The 16,445-nt window shown below is 71.6% G+C and carries 13 protein-coding genes; 12 read left to right on the top strand and 1 reads right to left on the bottom strand.

Annotated features, from left to right (window positions below):
* The first annotated feature begins 256 nt into the window (after positions 1-256).
* The 5 genes from H4O13_16410 to H4O13_16430 all read left to right on the top strand — a co-directional run bounded on the left by H4O13_16410 (position 257) and on the right by H4O13_16430 (position 5,112).
* Positions 257-1,969, top strand: a complete 1,713-nt coding sequence (locus H4O13_16410) for a glycosyltransferase family 39 protein (GenBank protein ID MBE5316978.1) — start codon at positions 257-259, stop codon at positions 1,967-1,969.
* The gene (locus tag H4O13_16415) at positions 1,962-2,747 is read left to right on the top strand and encodes a glycosyltransferase family 2 protein (protein ID MBE5316979.1); all 786 of its coding nucleotides are present in this window, start codon (positions 1,962-1,964) and stop codon (positions 2,745-2,747) included. The genes H4O13_16410 and H4O13_16415 overlap by 8 nt, the downstream gene beginning before the upstream one ends.
* Positions 2,744-3,490, top strand: a complete 747-nt coding sequence (locus tag H4O13_16420; protein ID MBE5316980.1) for a lipid-A-disaccharide synthase N-terminal domain-containing protein — start codon at positions 2,744-2,746, stop codon at positions 3,488-3,490. The genes H4O13_16415 and H4O13_16420 overlap by 4 nt, the downstream gene beginning before the upstream one ends.
* 387 nt (positions 3,491-3,877) lie before the next feature.
* A complete protein-coding gene (locus tag H4O13_16425; protein ID MBE5316981.1) occupies positions 3,878-4,417 on the top strand; it encodes a cytochrome b in 540 nt (179 codons plus the stop codon).
* Positions 4,417-5,112 (top strand): VIT family protein, encoded by a 696-nt coding sequence (locus tag H4O13_16430; GenBank protein MBE5316982.1) that lies wholly within the window; start codon positions 4,417-4,419, stop codon positions 5,110-5,112. The genes H4O13_16425 and H4O13_16430 overlap by 1 nt, the downstream gene beginning before the upstream one ends.
* 1,322 nt (positions 5,113-6,434) lie before the next feature.
* Here H4O13_16430 and H4O13_16435 read toward each other — a convergent pair.
* The gene (locus H4O13_16435) at positions 6,435-8,864 is read right to left on the bottom strand and encodes a cation-transporting P-type ATPase (protein ID MBE5316983.1); all 2,430 of its coding nucleotides are present in this window, start codon (positions 8,862-8,864) and stop codon (positions 6,435-6,437) included.
* Positions 8,865-9,282: 418 nt separating this feature from the next.
* Between H4O13_16435 and H4O13_16440 the strand changes: the two genes are divergently transcribed.
* From H4O13_16440 to H4O13_16470, 7 genes are all read left to right on the top strand, one after another.
* On the top strand, positions 9,283-9,942 hold the full coding sequence (locus H4O13_16440; protein MBE5316984.1) for a thermostable hemolysin: 660 nt from the start codon (positions 9,283-9,285) through the stop codon (positions 9,940-9,942).
* Positions 9,939-11,498, top strand: a complete 1,560-nt coding sequence (locus tag H4O13_16445; GenBank protein MBE5316985.1) for an AMP-binding protein — start codon at positions 9,939-9,941, stop codon at positions 11,496-11,498. Before H4O13_16440 ends, H4O13_16445 begins: the two co-directional genes overlap by 4 nt.
* Positions 11,495-12,166, top strand: a complete 672-nt coding sequence (locus H4O13_16450; GenBank protein MBE5316986.1) for an iron-containing redox enzyme family protein — start codon at positions 11,495-11,497, stop codon at positions 12,164-12,166. The genes H4O13_16445 and H4O13_16450 overlap by 4 nt, the downstream gene beginning before the upstream one ends.
* Positions 12,166-13,101 (top strand): SDR family oxidoreductase, encoded by a 936-nt coding sequence (locus H4O13_16455; protein MBE5316987.1) that lies wholly within the window; start codon positions 12,166-12,168, stop codon positions 13,099-13,101. The genes H4O13_16450 and H4O13_16455 overlap by 1 nt, the downstream gene beginning before the upstream one ends.
* Positions 13,102-13,382: 281 nt before the next feature.
* The gene (locus H4O13_16460; GenBank protein ID MBE5316988.1) at positions 13,383-14,063 is read left to right on the top strand and encodes a hypothetical protein; all 681 of its coding nucleotides are present in this window, start codon (positions 13,383-13,385) and stop codon (positions 14,061-14,063) included.
* A 254-nt stretch (positions 14,064-14,317) separates the two neighbouring features.
* A complete protein-coding gene (locus H4O13_16465) occupies positions 14,318-14,980 on the top strand; it encodes a response regulator transcription factor (GenBank protein MBE5316989.1) in 663 nt (220 codons plus the stop codon).
* Positions 14,977-16,359, top strand: a complete 1,383-nt coding sequence (locus H4O13_16470; protein ID MBE5316990.1) for a hypothetical protein — start codon at positions 14,977-14,979, stop codon at positions 16,357-16,359. Before H4O13_16465 ends, H4O13_16470 begins: the two co-directional genes overlap by 4 nt.
* Positions 16,360-16,445: the final 86 nt, after the last annotated feature.

A 16,445-nucleotide genomic window follows, 5' to 3' on the forward strand; every position in this document is an offset into this window, starting at 1 on the left:
AAGACGGTCGGAAGCGGCGAGGCGATCGGACTCACGTGTGGACACGGCGGACGCTCGGTTCGCAGCGACGGGTGGCCACAGCCTGGACCAAGGGCTGTTAAGGCAGCACCGATCATGTGCATGCCGCGCTTGATCGGTGTTGCTCTGGCAGGACCCCAGCGGCGCTCCGCCGCCTGCGGACAGAGCACTCGGGCTTAACGAATCACTCACTCCCTGCCAAGCTTTCTGCAAACTCGAACGCGCATTCTTGTTGCCCATGGCTTCCTTCTTCCCTGCCGCGCTGCGCCTGCGCCCGCCCCTCGACCTCTGGCTGCTGGCCGCGCTCGCTCTGTGGCTGCTTGGCGTCGGCTACGGCCTGCGCGATCCGTGGCCGGCGGATGAGCCGCGCTTCGCGCTGATGGGCCGCGACATGGTCGAGACCGCGCGCTGGTGGGTGCCGCACCGCGGGCCTGAGCTGTACGCCGAGAAGCCGCCGGTGTTCCTGTGGCTGCAGGCCGCCGCCTACGCGCTGACCGGGCAGACCCGACTGGCCTTCCTGTTGCCCTCGCTGCTGGCGGCCTTCGGCACGCTGGCGCTGACCTGGGATCTGCTGCGTCGTGTCTACAACCGCCGCGTCGCCTTCTGGGGTGCGCTCGGCCTGCTGTTCTGCGTGCAGTTCACCCTGCAGGGCCGCACCGCGCAGATCGACATGGTGCTGGTGCTGTTCACCACGCTGGGCCTCTACGGAATCCTGCGCCATCTGCTGCTGGGGCCGGCCTGGGGCTGGTACGTGCTTGCCGGCGTCGCCACCGGCCTTGGCGTCATCACCAAGGGCACCGGCTTTCTGCCCTGGCTGCTGCTGATCCCCTATGTCGTGGCGCGTCTGCGCGGCATGTACGGGCTCGCCCGCTTTGAGGGCGGCTGGCGCTGGGCTTGGGGGCCGCTGGCGATGCTGCTGCCGATCCTGGCCTGGGCGCTGCCGCTGCTGTACTTCGCCGCCCAGCCGGGCAACGCCGAGCTGGCCGCCTACCGCGACGACCTGCTGTTCAAGCAGACCGTTACCCGCTACGCCAATGCGTGGATGCACCTGAAGCCCTGGTGGTACTACCTGATCGAGGTGGTGCCGGTGCTGTGGCTGCCGCTCGCGCTGCTGCTGCCCTGGGCGCTGCCCGCTTGGTGGCGGCGGATGCGTCGTGGCGATGCGCGGCCGCTGCTGCTGATCGGCTGGGTCGCGCTGGTGCTGCTGTTCTTCTCGCTCTCGCCGGGCAAGCGCGGTGTCTACCTGCTGCCGGCGGTGCCGGCGCTGGCGATGGCGCTGGCGCCGCTGCTGCCGGGCCTGCTGCGCCGGGCCGGCGTGCAGCGCGCGCTGTGGGCGCTGGGCTTCGCCCTCGCCGGCCTGCTCGCGGTCGCCGCCGCTTGGGCGCTGCTGGGCGAGCCGCGCTTCGCTCAGCGCGTACTGGAGCAGAACGGCGTGGCGCCCTGGGACTGGCTGCTGGCGGTTGGCACGCTGGGCGTGCTGGCCTGCATCGCGCTGTGGCGGCGCGGTGCGATCGCCTTCGCCGCGGTGATGACGATGGTGTGGAGCGGCTACGGCCTGCTCGGCTACCCCGACATGAACGGCGCGCGCTCGGGGAGCGCGCTGATGGAGCGCGCGCACGCGCTGCTGCCGGAGGGCGCCGCGATCGGCATCGTCGGCGGGCCGGAGCAGTTCCTGCTGCAGGGCGTGGGCGAAGTCCGCGCTTTCGGTTTCAAGACCACGATCGAGCACCAGCGCGAACTGGCGGACGCCTGGCTGCGCGCGTCCGATCGCCACTGGATGCTGATCCAGCGCACCTACAAGGACGACTGCATCGACCCGGCCCGGGCCATTGAGGTCGGCATCTCCAACCGCCGACACTGGTTCCTCGTCAACGCCGCCGGCCTGCGCGCGAACTGCGTTCCGCCGGCTGCCGAACAGACTTCTCCGCTGCACCTCGATCAGGATGACTGAACCTGTGGACACCTCCGACCGCCTGACGATCTCGGTCGTCATTCCCGCCCATAACGAAGCCGGCAACCTGCCGGGTTTGATCGACGAAGTCGTGGCCGCCTTCGCGGGTCGCCGTGACTACGAGATCGTGGTGGTGGATGACGCCAGCAGCGACGCCAGCCCGGCGGTACTGGCAGAGCTGCAGCAGCGCCTGCCGCAGCTGCGGGTGCTGCGGCATGTGCGCAATGCCGGCCAGAGCACCGCGCTGATCAATGGCGTGCGGCATGCGCGCGGCCTGTGGATCGGCACCCTCGACGGCGATGCGCAGAACGACCCCGCCGACCTGCCGCGCCTCTTGGCCGAGATCGAGCGCCGGGCCGACCCCGCGCTCAAGCTGATCCAGGGCTGGCGGGTCAGCCGCCGCGATTCGGGCATCAAGCGGATGTCCTCGAAGATCGCCAACGCCGTGCGCGGCGGCCTGCTGCGCGACTCGACGCCCGACAGCGGCTGCGGCATCCGCGTGGTCGAGCGCGCGGCCCTGCTCAACGTGCCGGCCTTCAACCACATGCACCGCTTCATCCCGGCCCTGATCCGTCAGGGCGGCTGGACCGTCGACAGCCTGCCGGTCAACCACCGCCCGCGCGGCGCCGGGCAATCGCACTACGGCACCTGGAACCGCCTGTGGGTCGGCATCGTCGACCTGTTCGGCGTGGCCTGGCTGGGCCGGCGGACGCGGGTGACGACGGTGAACGAGCAGCGCATCGAGCGCGCCGCGCCCCACCAGCGGCGGGCCTCGTGAACTTCGCCGATCCGATCTGGCTGGGCGTGGGCCTGCTCGCGCAGGTCGCGTTCTCGGCCCGCTTCCTGGTGCAGTGGGTGCTGTCCGAGCGCGCTCGCCGTTCGCTGCTGCCGGTGCACTTCTGGTTCTTCAGTGTGATCGGCTCGGTGCTGCTGCTGGCCTATGCCGCGCACCAGCGCGACGCGGTGATCGCGCTTGGCCAGATCGTTGGGCTGGCAATCTACCTGCGCAACATCGAGCTGGTGCAGCGCGCCGCGCGCGGGCGCGCGATCGGCTTCGCCTGGCCGTGGCTGGGGCTTGCCGGTGTGGCGCTTGGCGCTGGTCTGCTGAGCCACGAGGCGCCCGTGGCGAGCGCGGCGGTTGAACGCGCGGAGCCGCTGTGGTTCGCGCTGGGCTTTCTCGGCCAGGCGCTCTTCACCGGCCGCTTCGTGGTCCAGCTCTATGCCTCCGAGCGCGCCCAGGCCTCGGTGAATCCGGTGCAGTTCTGGTATCTGTCGCTGTCCGGCAGCCTGCTGCTGTTGGCCTATGCGCTGCACACCGGCGATGCGGTGATCATTCTCGGCCAGAGCTTTGGCCTGATCGTCTACCTGCGCAATCTGGCGCTGATCCGCAAGCAGCGCGCGCCTGACCGCCACGGCGAGGACTTCGACGATGAAGTCGCCGCGCTGCGCGCCGCCGAAGGGGCCAAGGATGAAGTGCCAGCGTCGCCAGCAAAGCCCGCTCCGACCTCGCGTCCGGGCTAAGGCGGCACGGATCGAGTCCACGCTGGGCTTGGGCAACACGGATCAAGTCCCTCGTGGCCTTGATCCGTGGTCGCGAGTCCGGCACATGTCCGGACTCGCTTGCGCTGGATCAAGCACGTGCGCGCTCGCTCCGCGGGCGCGCCCTCCATGGCGCGCGCAACGGCCTGGGCGCCCGCTATGGCGCACGCAACGGCCCGGTCGCGCGGCGCAGCACAGCGATCGATGCCCGCTGTCCGCCTGCGCACGGTGGCGGCGCCACCCGGTGCAGGCCGGCGCGGTCTCGCGGGAGGAAGCCCCCACGCCCGCGCCTGCGACGGATCGCTGCCGCCCCGGCGTACCACGGCTGCACCGCGCCGCATTCCTGCTCCCACCTCACGAGGTCGTGCCATGAGCCAAGCCCGCTATCCCCGCCCGCTGATCGCGCTGCACTGGTTGACCCTGCTGCTGATCGCGGTGGTCTACGCCTGCATGGAATTCCGCGGCTACTTCCCGCGCGGCAGCGAGCCGCGCGAGCTGATGAAGGCGATCCATTTCTCCGGCGGCCTGACCGTGCTGCTGTTCGTGATCGCGCGCATCGCACTGCGTCTGCGCGGCCCGATCCCGCCGGTCAGCCCACCGCTGCCGGCCCTGCAGAAGCTGGCCGCGAGCGCCGGTCACCTGGCCCTGTACGGGTTCATGCTCGGCATGCCCATCGTCGGCTGGCTGATCCTCTCGGCCGAGGGTACCGCGATCAGCCTGTGGGGCATTCCGCTGCCGGCCCTGGTCGGCGAGAACAGCGATCTTGCCCACACGCTGGAAGAGTTCCACGAAATCGGCGCCACGGTCGGCTACGCGCTGATCGGGCTGCATGCGCTGGCCGGGCTGTACCACCACTACCTGCGTCGCGATGACACCCTGCGGCGCATGTTGCCGGGCCCGCGCGCGTGATGCGCCGCTGGCACGTCGAGCGCCATGGCGTGCAGCGCGGCGGCTGGCTGCGCGCCGCCGTGCTCGGCGCCAATGACGGGCTGATCTCGACCGCCAGTCTGGTGCTGGGCGTGGCCGCGTCCGGCGGTGAGATTTCGGCGGTGCTGATTGCTGGCACCGCGGGCCTGATCGCCGGCGCGCTGTCGATGGCGGCCGGCGAGTACATCTCGGTCAGCACCCAGGCCGACATCGAGCGCGCCGACCTCGCCCGCGAACGGCGCGAGCTCGTCGAGACGCCGGATGCGGAGCTGGAGGAACTTGTGGCCCTGCAGCAGGCGCGCGGGCTGCCGCCTGCGCTGGCCCGCGAAGTCGCCATCGCCCTGACCGCGCATGACGCCCTCAGTGCGCATGCGCGCGACGAGCTGGGCATCACCGATCAGCAGCGCGCACGGCCGGTGCAGGCGGCGCTGGCCTCAGCCGCCGCGTTCGCCGCCGGGGCCGGGCTGCCGCTGCTCATGGTGCTGCTGGCGTCGCCGGCGGCCATGGCGATCGTGGTGCTGGTGGGCAGCCTCGTCCTGCTCTGCGTGCTGGGGACACTCGCCGCCTGGGCCGGTGGAGCACCGCTCCTGCGCGGCGCGCTGCGCGTGCTGTTCTGGGGCGGGCTGGCGATGGCCTGCACTTGGGCCGCGGGTGCGCTGTTCGGGGCGGTGGGTTGATCCCGGCCGGCGTCCTCCAGCGCAGCGATGCGAACCCATAGGGTGGGTCTTGACCCACCACGCGCTTCGCTTCGGCCTCGGTGTTCCGATCTCATTGGGTGGGTCTTGACCCACCAAGAGCTCCACGCTCGCCTCGGTCCTGTTTCGTCGCTTGAAGCGAAGATCAAGAGCTTTCGGTCCGTCCTTCCGCGCTCCCAAAGCATGGCCATCCATGGCCATTCCCGCGTGCGGCCGGCCCGACCTACCTTTCTTTGAATGGCCAAAGAAAGGTAGGCCAAAGAAAGGCCACCCCTCGTACGCGCCCTCTGCGCATCCGTGCGCAGAGGGTACGCGTGAGTCGGTCGGGGTTTTCGGACAGGCCCTCCCTGGCCTGTCGAAAACCTTGGCCGCATCCCTGCGGCCAACCCTGCGGGCGGATCGACCGCCTCCCGCCGCTCCCCAGGGGCCCCGGGCAGAGCGCGGGCTCCTCCCCGCAAGAGCGAAGCGAGAGCCGAAGCATTCATAGGGTGGGTCTTGACCCACCGTGGCGTTGATGTGCGCCCCGGTGCGTCGACACGCGAACCGCCGTGTGCTCGGATGTGTCGCGAAGCCGGTGATCGGGCGAGGGAAGCCGAAGCATTCATCGGGTGGGTCGTGACCCAGCGTGGCGTTGATGTGCGCCCCGGTGCGTCGACACGCGAACCGCCGTGTGCTCGGATGTGTCGCGAAGCCGGTGATCGGGCGAGGGAAGCCGAAGCATTCATCGGGTGGGTCGTGACCCAGCGTGGCGTTGATGTGCGCCCCGGTGCGTCGACACGCGAACCGCCGTGTGCTCGGATGTGTCGCGAAGCCGGTGATCGGGCGAGGGAAGCCGAAGCATTCATCGGGTGGGTCGTGACCCAGCGTGGCGTTGATGTTCGCGCCGGTGCGTCGCCACGCGAACCGCCGTGTGCTCGGATGTGTTGCGAAGCGATGATCGGGCGAGAGAAGCCGAAGCATTCATAGGGCGGGTCTTGACCCACCGTGGCGTTGATGTTCGCCCCGGTGCGTCGCCACGCGAACCGCCGTCTGCTCGGATGTGTTGCGAAGCGATGATCGGGCGAGAGAAGCCGAAGCCTTCATAGGGTGGGTCTTGACCCACCGTGGCGTTGATGTTCTCCCCGGTGCGTCGCCACGCGAACCGCCGTGTGCTCGGATGTGTCGCGAAGCCGATGATCGGGCGAGAGTGAAGCTCGTGGTGGGCCAAGCCCCACCCGATGCCCTCGTGAGCTTGCGCCGAGCGCTCATGGCCGCGAGCCGTTCCTCACTTCTCACTTCTCACTTCTCGTTCCTCGCTTCCCGCCTCACACAACCCTCGCCCGCGCCAGCGGATTCAGCGCCAGCGCGCCGACCGCCGCCGCGGCGCCCAGCGCGAGCGCGGTCAGCAGGGGTGTGAGCTGCGGCACCGCGGTGCCGAGCACGCCCGAGGCCGCGGGCCACAGGGTCAGCGCGAGGCTGGTCAGCGCGAGCGCGGCGATGAGGCGGGCGCTGCGGCTTCGACCGAGGCCGATCAGCACGGTCGCGCTGAAGGCCACCAGCGCCGCCAGCGCGAGCGTGCGAGGCAGCGCGTCGGAGTCCGCGCCGTCGAACCACGTCGGCAGCGCCTGGGCCAGCAGCACTGCGGCGCAGCCCAGGCTGCCGCCGAGCAGCAGACGCCGCCAGGCGCGCGCATCGAACAGCTGGCCGGCACGCGTCGGCGCATCGCCGTCGACGCCGCCCGCCTCGCGCTGGAAGCCCAGCATCGCGCTCGGATGGATGATCAGTTCCAGCCAGACGATGTGGATCGGCAGGAACAGCAGCGGCCCGCCGAACGCCGGCACCAGCGCGGCGCTGAGGACGAAGGGCAGGTGCACCAGCAGCAGGTACGCGAAGCTCGCACGCAGGTTGCGGTACAGCGCGCGGCCTTCGGCGATGGCGCCGGCAAGCGTGGCGAAGTCGTCGTCCAGAAGAACAATCGCGGCCGCCTCGCGCGCCGCCTGGGTGCCGCGTTCGCCCATGGCGATGCCGACATCGGCGGCCTTCAGCGCGGGCACGTCGTTGACGCCGTCGCCGGTGACCGCCACCGCCACGCCCGTCGCCTGCAGGGCCTGCACCAGGGCCAGCTTCTGCTTCGGCTGCGCGCGCGCAACCACATCGGCCTGCGCCAGCGCTTCCGGGCTGACCTCGTCGTCGAGGCTCACCACCCGCGGCGCGCCCGCGCACAGCCCCGCTTCGACGGCGATCGCCGCGGCGGTGGCCGGGTGGTCGCCGGTGAGCATCACCACCCGCAGACCCTGCGCGCGGCAGCGCGCCAGCGCCGCCGGCACGCTGGCGCGCAGGGAGTCGCCGAAGCCGAGCAGGCCGAGCAGGCGATAGCCCTGATCGGGTTCGATCGTGAGCTCGGCCGCGTTGTCGATCAGGCGCTCGGCCAGCGCCAGCACCTTCAGCCCGCGCGTCGCCAGCGACTGCGCCTCGGCCTGCCAGTGCTCGAGCTCGGGCGGCGCCAGAGCGCAGGCCCGCAGCACGGTTTCCGGTGCGCCTTTCATGCGGGCGATCCGCGTCTCACCCTCAATGAGCAGCACGGTTTCGCGACGGCGGTCCTCGGTGAACGGAAAGCGCTGTTGCACTGCTGGCACGGGTGCCGAAGGCGCGGCCTCGCGCAGGCAGACATCCAGCGGGTCGGTACTGTCGGCGGCCACCGACTGCGCGGCGCGCTGGGCGAGTTCCTCGATCGAAAGCGCGGCCACAGGCCGCAGCTCGCGCAGGCGCAGTCGGCCTTCGGTAAGCGTGCCGGTCTTGTCGGTGCAAAGCACGCTGACCCGGCCGATGTCCTCGACCGCCACCGCACGCCGCACCAGCGCATTGCGTCGCGCCAGCCGGAACACGCCGACGCCGAGGAACAGGCTCAGCACCACCGGAAACTCCTCGGGCAAGGCGGCAATCGCCAGCGTCAGCCCGCTGAGCAGCGCGTCCAGCCAGCCCTGGCCCTGCCACAGCCGCACCGCGGCCAGCAGAATGCACAGAACCAGCGCGATCCACACCAGGGTCATCACCAGCCGCGTCACCGCCTGCTGCAGAGGGGTGCGCGGCTGCGTGGTGGTCACCGCCAGCCGGACCAGCTCGCCGTAGCGGCTGTCGCCGCCGGTGCCGAGCACCTGCAGCTCGCCGCGGCCGGCCAGCACGCGGGTGCCGGCGAAGCCCCAGTGTTCGGAGGTGAGCTTCGCGTCCTCGGTGATCTGCTTCCGCACCGGCACCGACTCGCCGCTCAGGCTGGATTCGTCAACCTGCAGCGCCTCGGCCGCGCGCCACAGGCCGTCGGCCGGGATCGCCTCGCCGCTGGCCACGCGCACGCGATCGCCCGGCACCAGGGCGGAGGCCAGGATTCGCTGCCATGTGCCATCGCGCAGCGCCATCGCTTCGCTGGCCAGACGGCTGGCCAAGGCTGAGGTCGACAGCTGCGTGCGCCGGTGCAGGAAGGCGTCCATGCCGAGCAGGGGCAGCATCGCCAGCAGCAGTACGCTGGCTTCAAGCGTCTCGCCGGTGGCGAAGAACAGCGCGCTCACCACCAGCAGGAACCACAGCATCGGATCGGACGCAGCGTCGCGCAGCGCATGCCAGAAGCGATGCCGTGGGGGTTCGACGATGCGGTTGTCGCCGTAGCGGGCGCGCAGGGCTTCGACGTCTCTCGCCGTGAGACCGCCTTCGCCGCCTGGCAGGGTGGACAGTCGATCGAGCAGGTCGTGCGGGCTTTGCATGCGCAGCCTCCGAGCGTTGGCCTCCAGCGAAGCACGTGCGAGTGCACCGCGTCGGTGGGTCAGGACCCACACGATGGGCGTGTGGGGCGCGGCCCATCCCAAGGCATGCATAGGGTGGGTCTCGACCCACCATAAAGCAGATATGCGGTGGGTCTCGACCCAGCCTAAGCGCCACGCTCGCTGCAGGTCATGGGTTCTGCGCCGTAGCGAAGCCCGCGTCTTCATGGATCGGTGGGCGACACGCGGGGAAAGAATCCATGCGACGGTGGGTCAAGACCCACCCTATGGGCCTGGGGCCAGACCCACCGAAAGCTCCACGCCCCCACGCCCCTCGCGCAGCAATTCCTTAACCCGCTCCAAAGACGCGCTTAACGCGCCGACAAGCTTGGCCCAAGCTTCGGCGCGCAGCCTGTGCGCCATGGACACCTCCCGCCACGGGCCTCGCGCCTTCCGCCACGCCGACTGCATCGACCGCGCGCATCCGCAGCGCGCCGAAGTCGAGGCCTTCATCCAGCGCATCTACGCCGCCCGCTTCGATGCGCGGCCGCCGGCCTTGATGCCGCATCTGCTGGCTTTCCGCGATGCCGACGGCAGTCTCATCGCCGCGGTCGGCCTGCGCTGCGCCATCGAAGGCCCGCTGTTCGTCGAGCGCTACCTGGGCGCGCCGGTCGAGCGCGTGCTGGCCGAGCGGCTCGGCACCGCGCCGACGCGCGCCGAGGTGGTCGAGATCGGCAACTTCGCCGCAGCCTCGGCGGGCGCGGCGCGGTCGCTGATCCTCGCGCTGATCCCGCTGCTGCGCGGTGCTGGTCTGCGCTGGACCCTGTTCGCCGCCACCCGTCAGCTGCGCAACGCCTTCGCCCGCCTCGGCCTCGACCCGCGCTTCCTGTGCCGGGCGCAGGCCGCAGCGCTGGGCGCCGAAGGTGAGGCCTGGGGCCGCTACTACGAGACCGACCCCGAGGTGCTGTTTGGCGACCTCGACGGCGCACACGTCGACGCGCCGGAGCGCGCGGCGAACGTGGCTGCGCGCGAAGCCGCGCTGTCCAGCCGTGACGCACTCGGCTGCGGAGCGCCGGCATGAGTGGCGCGCAGATCCACAACGCGCTCTACGCTCGCCTGCTCGCGGCGACGCGTCGGCAGCCGCAGGCGCTGGCGCTGAAGGACGGCCACTGGGCCCTGCGCTTCGGTGAGCTCGCCGATGTGCTGACCGGCCTGCTGTATGCCCTGCGCATCGAGGGCCCGGTGCTGGCCAGCCGGCTCGACAACGGCGTGCCGGCCCTGCTGGTCGAGCTCGCCGCGCAGGCGGCCGATGTCGCCGCACTCGCGTTGCCGCCGTACTTCACTGCCGCACAGTGCCAGCATGCGCTGGACCAGAGCGGTGCGCGGATGCTGCTGCTGCCGCAGGGCGCCCCGGCACCCGACGCCCGCTGGCGCTGCGAGGCCTCCGCGCCCTGGCCGGGGCTGTCGCTCTGGCGTCGCGCGGCGCCGGCGCCGGCCATCGCCCTGCCGCCGGGCACGGCGTGCATCACCTACACCAGCGGCAGCACCGGCGCGCCCAAGGGCGTGTGTCTGTCCGCAGAACATCTGGCCACGGTCGCCGCTTCGCTGGGGGATGCCTTCGACGTGCTGGCGCCGCGCCATCACCTCTGCGCGCTGCCGCTGTCGACCCTGCTGGAAACGGTCGGCGCCTACGCGGCCCTGTTCGTCGGCGCGCGCGTCGAGCTGCGCGGGCTGGCCGAGCTGGGCTACACCGGTGCGGCCGGGCTTGATCCGCTGCGTCTGCGCGCCGTGCTGGCCGAGCTGCAGCCGCACAGCCTGATCCTGGTGCCGCAGCTGCTGGATGGGCTGCTGCTGGCGATCGACGCGGCGGGCCCGCTGCCGCAGCCGCCGCGACTCATCGCCGTCGGCGGCGCCCGCGTCGCGCCGCGACTGCTGCAGCGCGCCGCCGCAGCCGAGCTGACGGTGTTCGAGGGCTATGGCCTGAGCGAAGCGGGTTCGGTGGTGTGTCTGAACCGCCCGGGCGAAGTCGCGCCCGGCAGCGTCGGCCGACCGCTGCCGCACCTGCAGCTGAGCGTCGCTGCCAACGGCGAGCTGTGCGTGGACGGTCCGCGCTTCCTCGGCTACCTCGGTGAGCCGGCACCGCCGCCGGGCCCGCTGCACACCGGCGATCTCGGTGCCATCGATGAGGCCGGCCGCGTGCACATCGAAGGCCGCCTGCGCGAAATGTTCATCACCAGCTACGGCCGCAACGTCGCGCCGGCCTGGATCGAGGGCGAGCTGCTGGCCGAGCCGGCGATCGCCCAGGCCGTGGTGAGCGGCGAGGCCGAGCCCTGGAACCTCGCCCTGATCTGGCCGCGCGATCCGGCGCTCAGCGAGGCCGAACTCGCGCGCGTGATCCAGCGCGTCAATGCCGGCCTGCCTGACTACGCGCGCATCGGTGGCGTCCTGCGCCTGCCCGCGCCGCTGTCGATCGCGGCCGGCCTGCTCACCGCCAACGGCCGCCCGCGCCGCGAAGCCGTGCTCGCCCACTACGCCGAGGCCATCGCCGCGCGCCGCGCGCTGGGCCCGGATGCGGCCCTGATCGCCGCCACTGCATCGACGCACTCCACCTCTCGCCCCCAGGAGATCCCCGCATGAGTTTCCACACCCGACTGCTTGCCGAGACGGCCCGCGAGCGCGCCGAACTGCAGAGCCTGCCGATCGTGCAGCGCGCGCTCGCTGGCCGCATCCGCCGCGAGGAATACGCCGCCTTCCTCGGCCAGGCCTATCACCACGTGCGCCACACCGTGTCCCTGCTGATGGCCTGCGGCGCGCGCCTGCCGGCCAGCCACGAATGGCTGCGTCGCGCCGTGGCCGAATACATCGAAGAGGAGATCGGTCACGAGGAGTGGATCCTCGACGACCTCGAAGCCCTGGGCGAGGACCGCGCGCGCTGGGCGGCCAGCACGCCGCTGCACGCCACCGAGATGATGGTGGCCTATGCGCACGACGGCATCGCGCGGGTCTCGCCGCTGTCCTTCTTCGGCATGGTGCTGGTGTTGGAAGGCACCAGCGTGGCGCTGGCGACGCGCGCGGCCGAGGCGATCGAACACAGCCTCGGCCTGCCGCGCACGGCGTTTACCTACCTGCGCTCGCACGGCGATCTCGACATCGAACACACCGGCTTCTACGAGCGTCTGATGGACCGCATCGAAGACCCCGCCGAGCAGGCCGTGATCGTTCACGCCGCGCGTCGCTTCTATCGACTGTACGGCGACATCTTCCGCAGTATCGAGGCCGGCCCCGCGCTGGCGGAGGCCGCGTGATGGACCTGCGCGGCAAGACCGTCGTTCTGACCGGCGCCACCGGCGGCATCGGCAGCGCACTGGCGCTGGAGCTGTGCGCCGAAGGCGCCCACGTCATCGCCATCGGCCGGCGGCCGGCCGCGCTGGAGACCCTGCGCCAGCGCGCGGCCGGACGTCCCGGTCGGCTGCAGCCGCTGGTCGCCAACATCAACTGCGAACGCGACCGCGCGCGCGTCGTCGAGGTGGCGCGCGCGCCCGATGCACTGATTCACGCCGCCGCGCTGGGCAGCTTCGGCCTGTTCGCCGACAGCGAGGCCAGCGAGCGCGAGGCCCTGTTCCAGACCAATGTGCTGGCACCGATGGCCTTGACCCAGGCCCTGCTGCCGGCCCTGCTGAAGCGCCCCGAGGCGCGCGTGCTGGCGGTGGGCTCGACCTTCGGCAGCCTCGCGCATCCGGGCTTCGCTGCCTACAGCGCCTCGAAGTTCGCTCTGCGCGGCTTCATCGAGGCGCTGGGACGCGAGCACGCGGACTCAAGCCTCGTCGCGCAGTGGATCGCCCCGCGCGCCACCGACACCGCCTTCAACCCGCCGAACGTCGTGGCCCTGAACAAGGCGCTCAAGACCCACGTCGACGCCGTCGACGAGGTCGCGTCGCAGATCGTGCAGGCCCTGCGCGCTGGCACCCGCCGACGCCAGCTGGGCTGGCCGGAGAAGCTCTTCGCCTGGCTCAACGGCGCGTTTCCCGCGCTGGTCGATCGCGGCCTGCGCGCGGCGCTGCCGGTGGTGAGGGCGCACGCAGTGGGGCAGCGCGAAGCCCTGGCTTTCCCAAGGCCGCCGATCGCGGCGTCCGAACAGGCGCAGTTGGCCGCCGTTTTGGACGGGCGCGAACGGCCTCCAAGCCCTGGCCCTGACGCCACGGTGAAGCCGCGAACGGCGGCCTCGCTACGCATGCCGTGAGGCCTCCCACGACGACCTGCCCCGCCGACGCGCGCGCTTGCTCTGCTCGATCGCCGACGGCGCTGCCGATGCACCCGCGGCGCACTCGCCGCACCCTTCTTTCCCTCTCTGTCACCGCTCCAAGGAGTCACGCCATGAACTCGCATACCCCGCCTGCTGCACACCTCGATCTGGCCGTCAGCGCTTCCGACACACCGCGCAGCGGACGCAGCCCGCGTCCGCGTACCGCCGGCGCGCGCAGCGCACTCGCGATGGCGCTGGTCGTCGGCGTGCTGGGCGGTCTGTCCGCCTTCAACTGCGCGCACGCCGCCGAGGTCAGCGCTGCGCCGGTCGCGTCCGTGCAGGCGGATTCGACGGCAGTGGCCGCGACTGCGAATGACATCGACGCAGACCCGCTGCCCGGCATCCAGGCGCGCTGGGCCGAGATCCACTATCAGCTGCCGGAGGACGAGCGCGTCAAGGCCTTCGATGCGCTGGTGAACGAAATCGGCCGCGCCCAGCTGCGCGCCCCGGACGACCTGCGCCTCAAGGTGTGGAAAGGCATCGTGCTCGCCAGCGAGGCCGGCGCGCAGGGCGGCCTGGGCGCGCTCAGCCTGTGCAAGCAGGCGCGCACCGAGTTCGAGGCGGTGATCGCCAAGGACGGCCAGGTGCTCGACGGCTCGGCCTATACCAGCCTTGGCAGCCTCTACTACCAGGTGCCCGGCTGGCCGCTCGGTTTCGGCGATGAGGACACCGCGCGCGAGCTGCTGCAGCAGGGCCTGTCGATCGCGCCCGACGGCATCGACGCCAACTACTTCTGGGGCGACTTCCTGCTCGATCAGGAGGACTACGCCGGCGCTGTGCAGGCCTTCCAGAAAGCCCTGGCCGCCCCGCCGCGCCCGGGCCGCGAAAGCGCCGACGCCGGCCGCCGCGCCGAGATCGAAGCCGGGCTGGCGAAGGCGCAGGAAGAGCTGCGGGGGTGAGAGCGGGGATTGGGGATTCGGGATTCGAAGCAGCGTTGCGGTTCGAATGGGCTCGCGAAACCCGCATAGCGTGGCCCTGGCCCACGACGGGCTCCACCCTCGAAGCGCGCATTTCCGTCGCAAGCCGCACGGGCAAGCTCCTTCGAAGCGATGCATCAACGCACCGGGGCGGGCCTCCACGCCCCGGTGGGCCAAGGGCAACCCTATCGGTGTGACGCGATTACAGTGTCGATCGCACGTGCCACGGAGCCCCCATGCGCCTCTTGCTGATCGAAGACGACACCCTGCTCGGCGAGGGCCTGCAGGAAGCGCTGCGGCGCGCCGGCTATACCGTTGACTGGCTGCAGGACGGCCAGCACGCGCTGGACGCCCTGCGCGACGGCGGCTTCGATATCGCGGTGCTGGATCTCGGCCTGCCGCGGCTCGACGGCCAGCGGGTGATCCGCCAGGCGCGCGCCGCCGGTGCCACGCTGCCGGTGCTGGTGCTGACCGCGCGCGATGCGGTGGCCCATCGCGTCGAAGCCCTCGACGGCGGCGCCGATGACTTTCTTGCCAAGCCCTTCGACCCGGCCGAACTGCTGGCGCGCCTGCGCGCGCTGCTGCGCCGGCGCGAGGCCGCACCGCGCATGCAGCTGGCCTTCGCCGGCATCGAGCTGGATCCGGTGCGCTTCGAGGCGCGGCTGGCGGGCCAGCTGCTCGATCTGCCGCGGCGCGAGTTCGCGCTGCTGCACTCGCTGGTCGAAGCCAACGGCCGGGTGGTCTCGCGCGAGCTGCTGCAGCAGCGCCTGTACGGCTGGGACGAGGACGTCAGCAGCAACACCCTGGAGGTGCTGATCCACCACCTGCGGCGCAAGCTCGGCGCCGAGCGCATCGGCACCGTGCGCGGCATCGGCTACCGCCTGCTGGCGCCGGCATGAGGACGCTGTGGAAGCCGCTGCTGTTCGGACTGCTGCTGGCCACCAGCGTGGCCGGCGCGCTCAGCACCTGGGTCAGCTGGCGCGCCGCCCGCATCGAAGTCGACGAGCTGCTCGACGCCGAGCTGGCGCAGTCGGTGCGCGGCCTGGCCGTGCTTGCGCAGGGCCTGCTGCAGGACGAGGCCGACCGCGACGCGCCGCGCGTGCTGCCGGCCTGGCAGGGCGCGATGGCGCAGCTGGGTGCGGCCGCCACCGGCGAGCGCGGCCACGCGTATGAGCGCCTGCGTCGCTACTACCTGTGGCGCGGCGAGCGCCTGCTGCTGCGCTCGCAGGAAGCGCCTGAACTGGCCTTCGATGCCGCCCTGGAGGGCTTCGGCGAGGTCCGCGAGGGCGATCGGGTGTGGCGCAGCTTTCGACTCGACGGCCCTGAGGGCCTGCGCGTGCTCGGCCTGGAGCCGCTGCGCGTGCGCGGGCACATCAGCGCCGAGATCGCCCGCGGCATGGCCTGGCCGCTGCTGCTGGAGCTGCCGCTGCTGGGCCTGTTGATCTGGGCCGCGGTGCGCGCGGGCAGCCGCTCGCTGCGGCGCATTGCGCGTGCGGTGTCGACGCAGGCCGGTGATCACCTGCAGCCGATCGAGCGCACCCGCGTGCCGGTCGAGATCCACGGCCTGGTCGATGCGATCAACGATCTGCTCGGCCGCGTCGATGAAACCCTGCGCCGCGAGCGCCGTTTCATCGACGAAGCCGCACACGAGCTGCGCACGCCGGTGGCCGGGATGCGCCTGCATCTGTCCAATTTCATCGAGGCCGAGGATGAGGCCGCGCGCGCCCGCGCGCTGGCCCAGATCCAGCGCGGGCAGGCGCGGCTTGAGCGCGGCGTCGCCCAGCTGCTCGCGCTCAGCCGACTCGGGCCCGGTGCACCGGCACCGCGCAGCGAGCGCGTGGACCTCTGTGTCCGCCTGCCCGAGTGGCTGGCCGAATGGATCGACGCAGGCCTGGCCAATGATGACGAGCTGGAGCTCGTCGCTGCCGCCGGCTGCGCGATCGAGATCGACCCGGAACAGCTGCAGCTGCTGCTGCGCAATCTCATCGACAACGCGCTGCGCCACGGCGGCCGGCCGGCGCAGCTGCGGATCGAGCTGGCGCGAAGCGCAAACGAGGTGCGCCTCGTGGTCGAAGATGCCGGCCCCGGCTTGCCGCCCGACGAGCGCGCGCGCGTGCTCGACCCCTTCTACCGCCCGCCGGGCACACGCGCCGATGGCAGCGGCCTCGGCCTGTCGATCGTTGCCCGCGTCGTCGAGCTGTCCGGCGGACAGTTGAGCCTGGGCGCCGGCCGCGAGGGCCGCGGCCTGCGCGTGGAAATCGCCTGGCCGGCCGCTTGAGCACGCCCTGAGCACCCGCCCCCGAGCCCACGCCGCGCATAGGGTGGGTCTTGACCCAGCCTACGGCGGGCGTCGAGCTCCGGTGG

The sequence above is a fragment of the Lysobacterales bacterium genome (assembly GCA_014946745.1).
Taxonomy (GTDB): Bacteria; Pseudomonadota; Gammaproteobacteria; order Xanthomonadales; family Xanthomonadaceae; genus Aquimonas.

Coding starts and splice junctions, on each gene's coding strand:
- H4O13_16410 (MBE5316978.1), top strand. CDS start 257: ATGGCTTCCTTCTTCCCTGCCGCGCTGCGCCTGCGCCCGCCCCTCGAC.
- H4O13_16415 (MBE5316979.1), top strand. CDS start 1,962: ATGACTGAACCTGTGGACACCTCCGACCGCCTGACGATCTCGGTCGTC.
- H4O13_16425 (MBE5316981.1), top strand. CDS start 3,878: ATGAGCCAAGCCCGCTATCCCCGCCCGCTGATCGCGCTGCACTGGTTG.
- H4O13_16430 (MBE5316982.1), top strand. CDS start 4,417: ATGCGCCGCTGGCACGTCGAGCGCCATGGCGTGCAGCGCGGCGGCTGG.
- H4O13_16435 (MBE5316983.1), bottom strand. CDS start 8,864: ATGCAAAGCCCGCACGACCTGCTCGATCGACTGTCCACCCTGCCAGGC.
- H4O13_16440 (MBE5316984.1), top strand. CDS start 9,283: ATGGACACCTCCCGCCACGGGCCTCGCGCCTTCCGCCACGCCGACTGC.
- H4O13_16445 (MBE5316985.1), top strand. CDS start 9,939: ATGAGTGGCGCGCAGATCCACAACGCGCTCTACGCTCGCCTGCTCGCG.
- H4O13_16450 (MBE5316986.1), top strand. CDS start 11,495: ATGAGTTTCCACACCCGACTGCTTGCCGAGACGGCCCGCGAGCGCGCC.
- H4O13_16455 (MBE5316987.1), top strand. CDS start 12,166: ATGGACCTGCGCGGCAAGACCGTCGTTCTGACCGGCGCCACCGGCGGC.
- H4O13_16465 (MBE5316989.1), top strand. CDS start 14,318: ATGCGCCTCTTGCTGATCGAAGACGACACCCTGCTCGGCGAGGGCCTG.
- H4O13_16470 (MBE5316990.1), top strand. CDS start 14,977: ATGAGGACGCTGTGGAAGCCGCTGCTGTTCGGACTGCTGCTGGCCACC.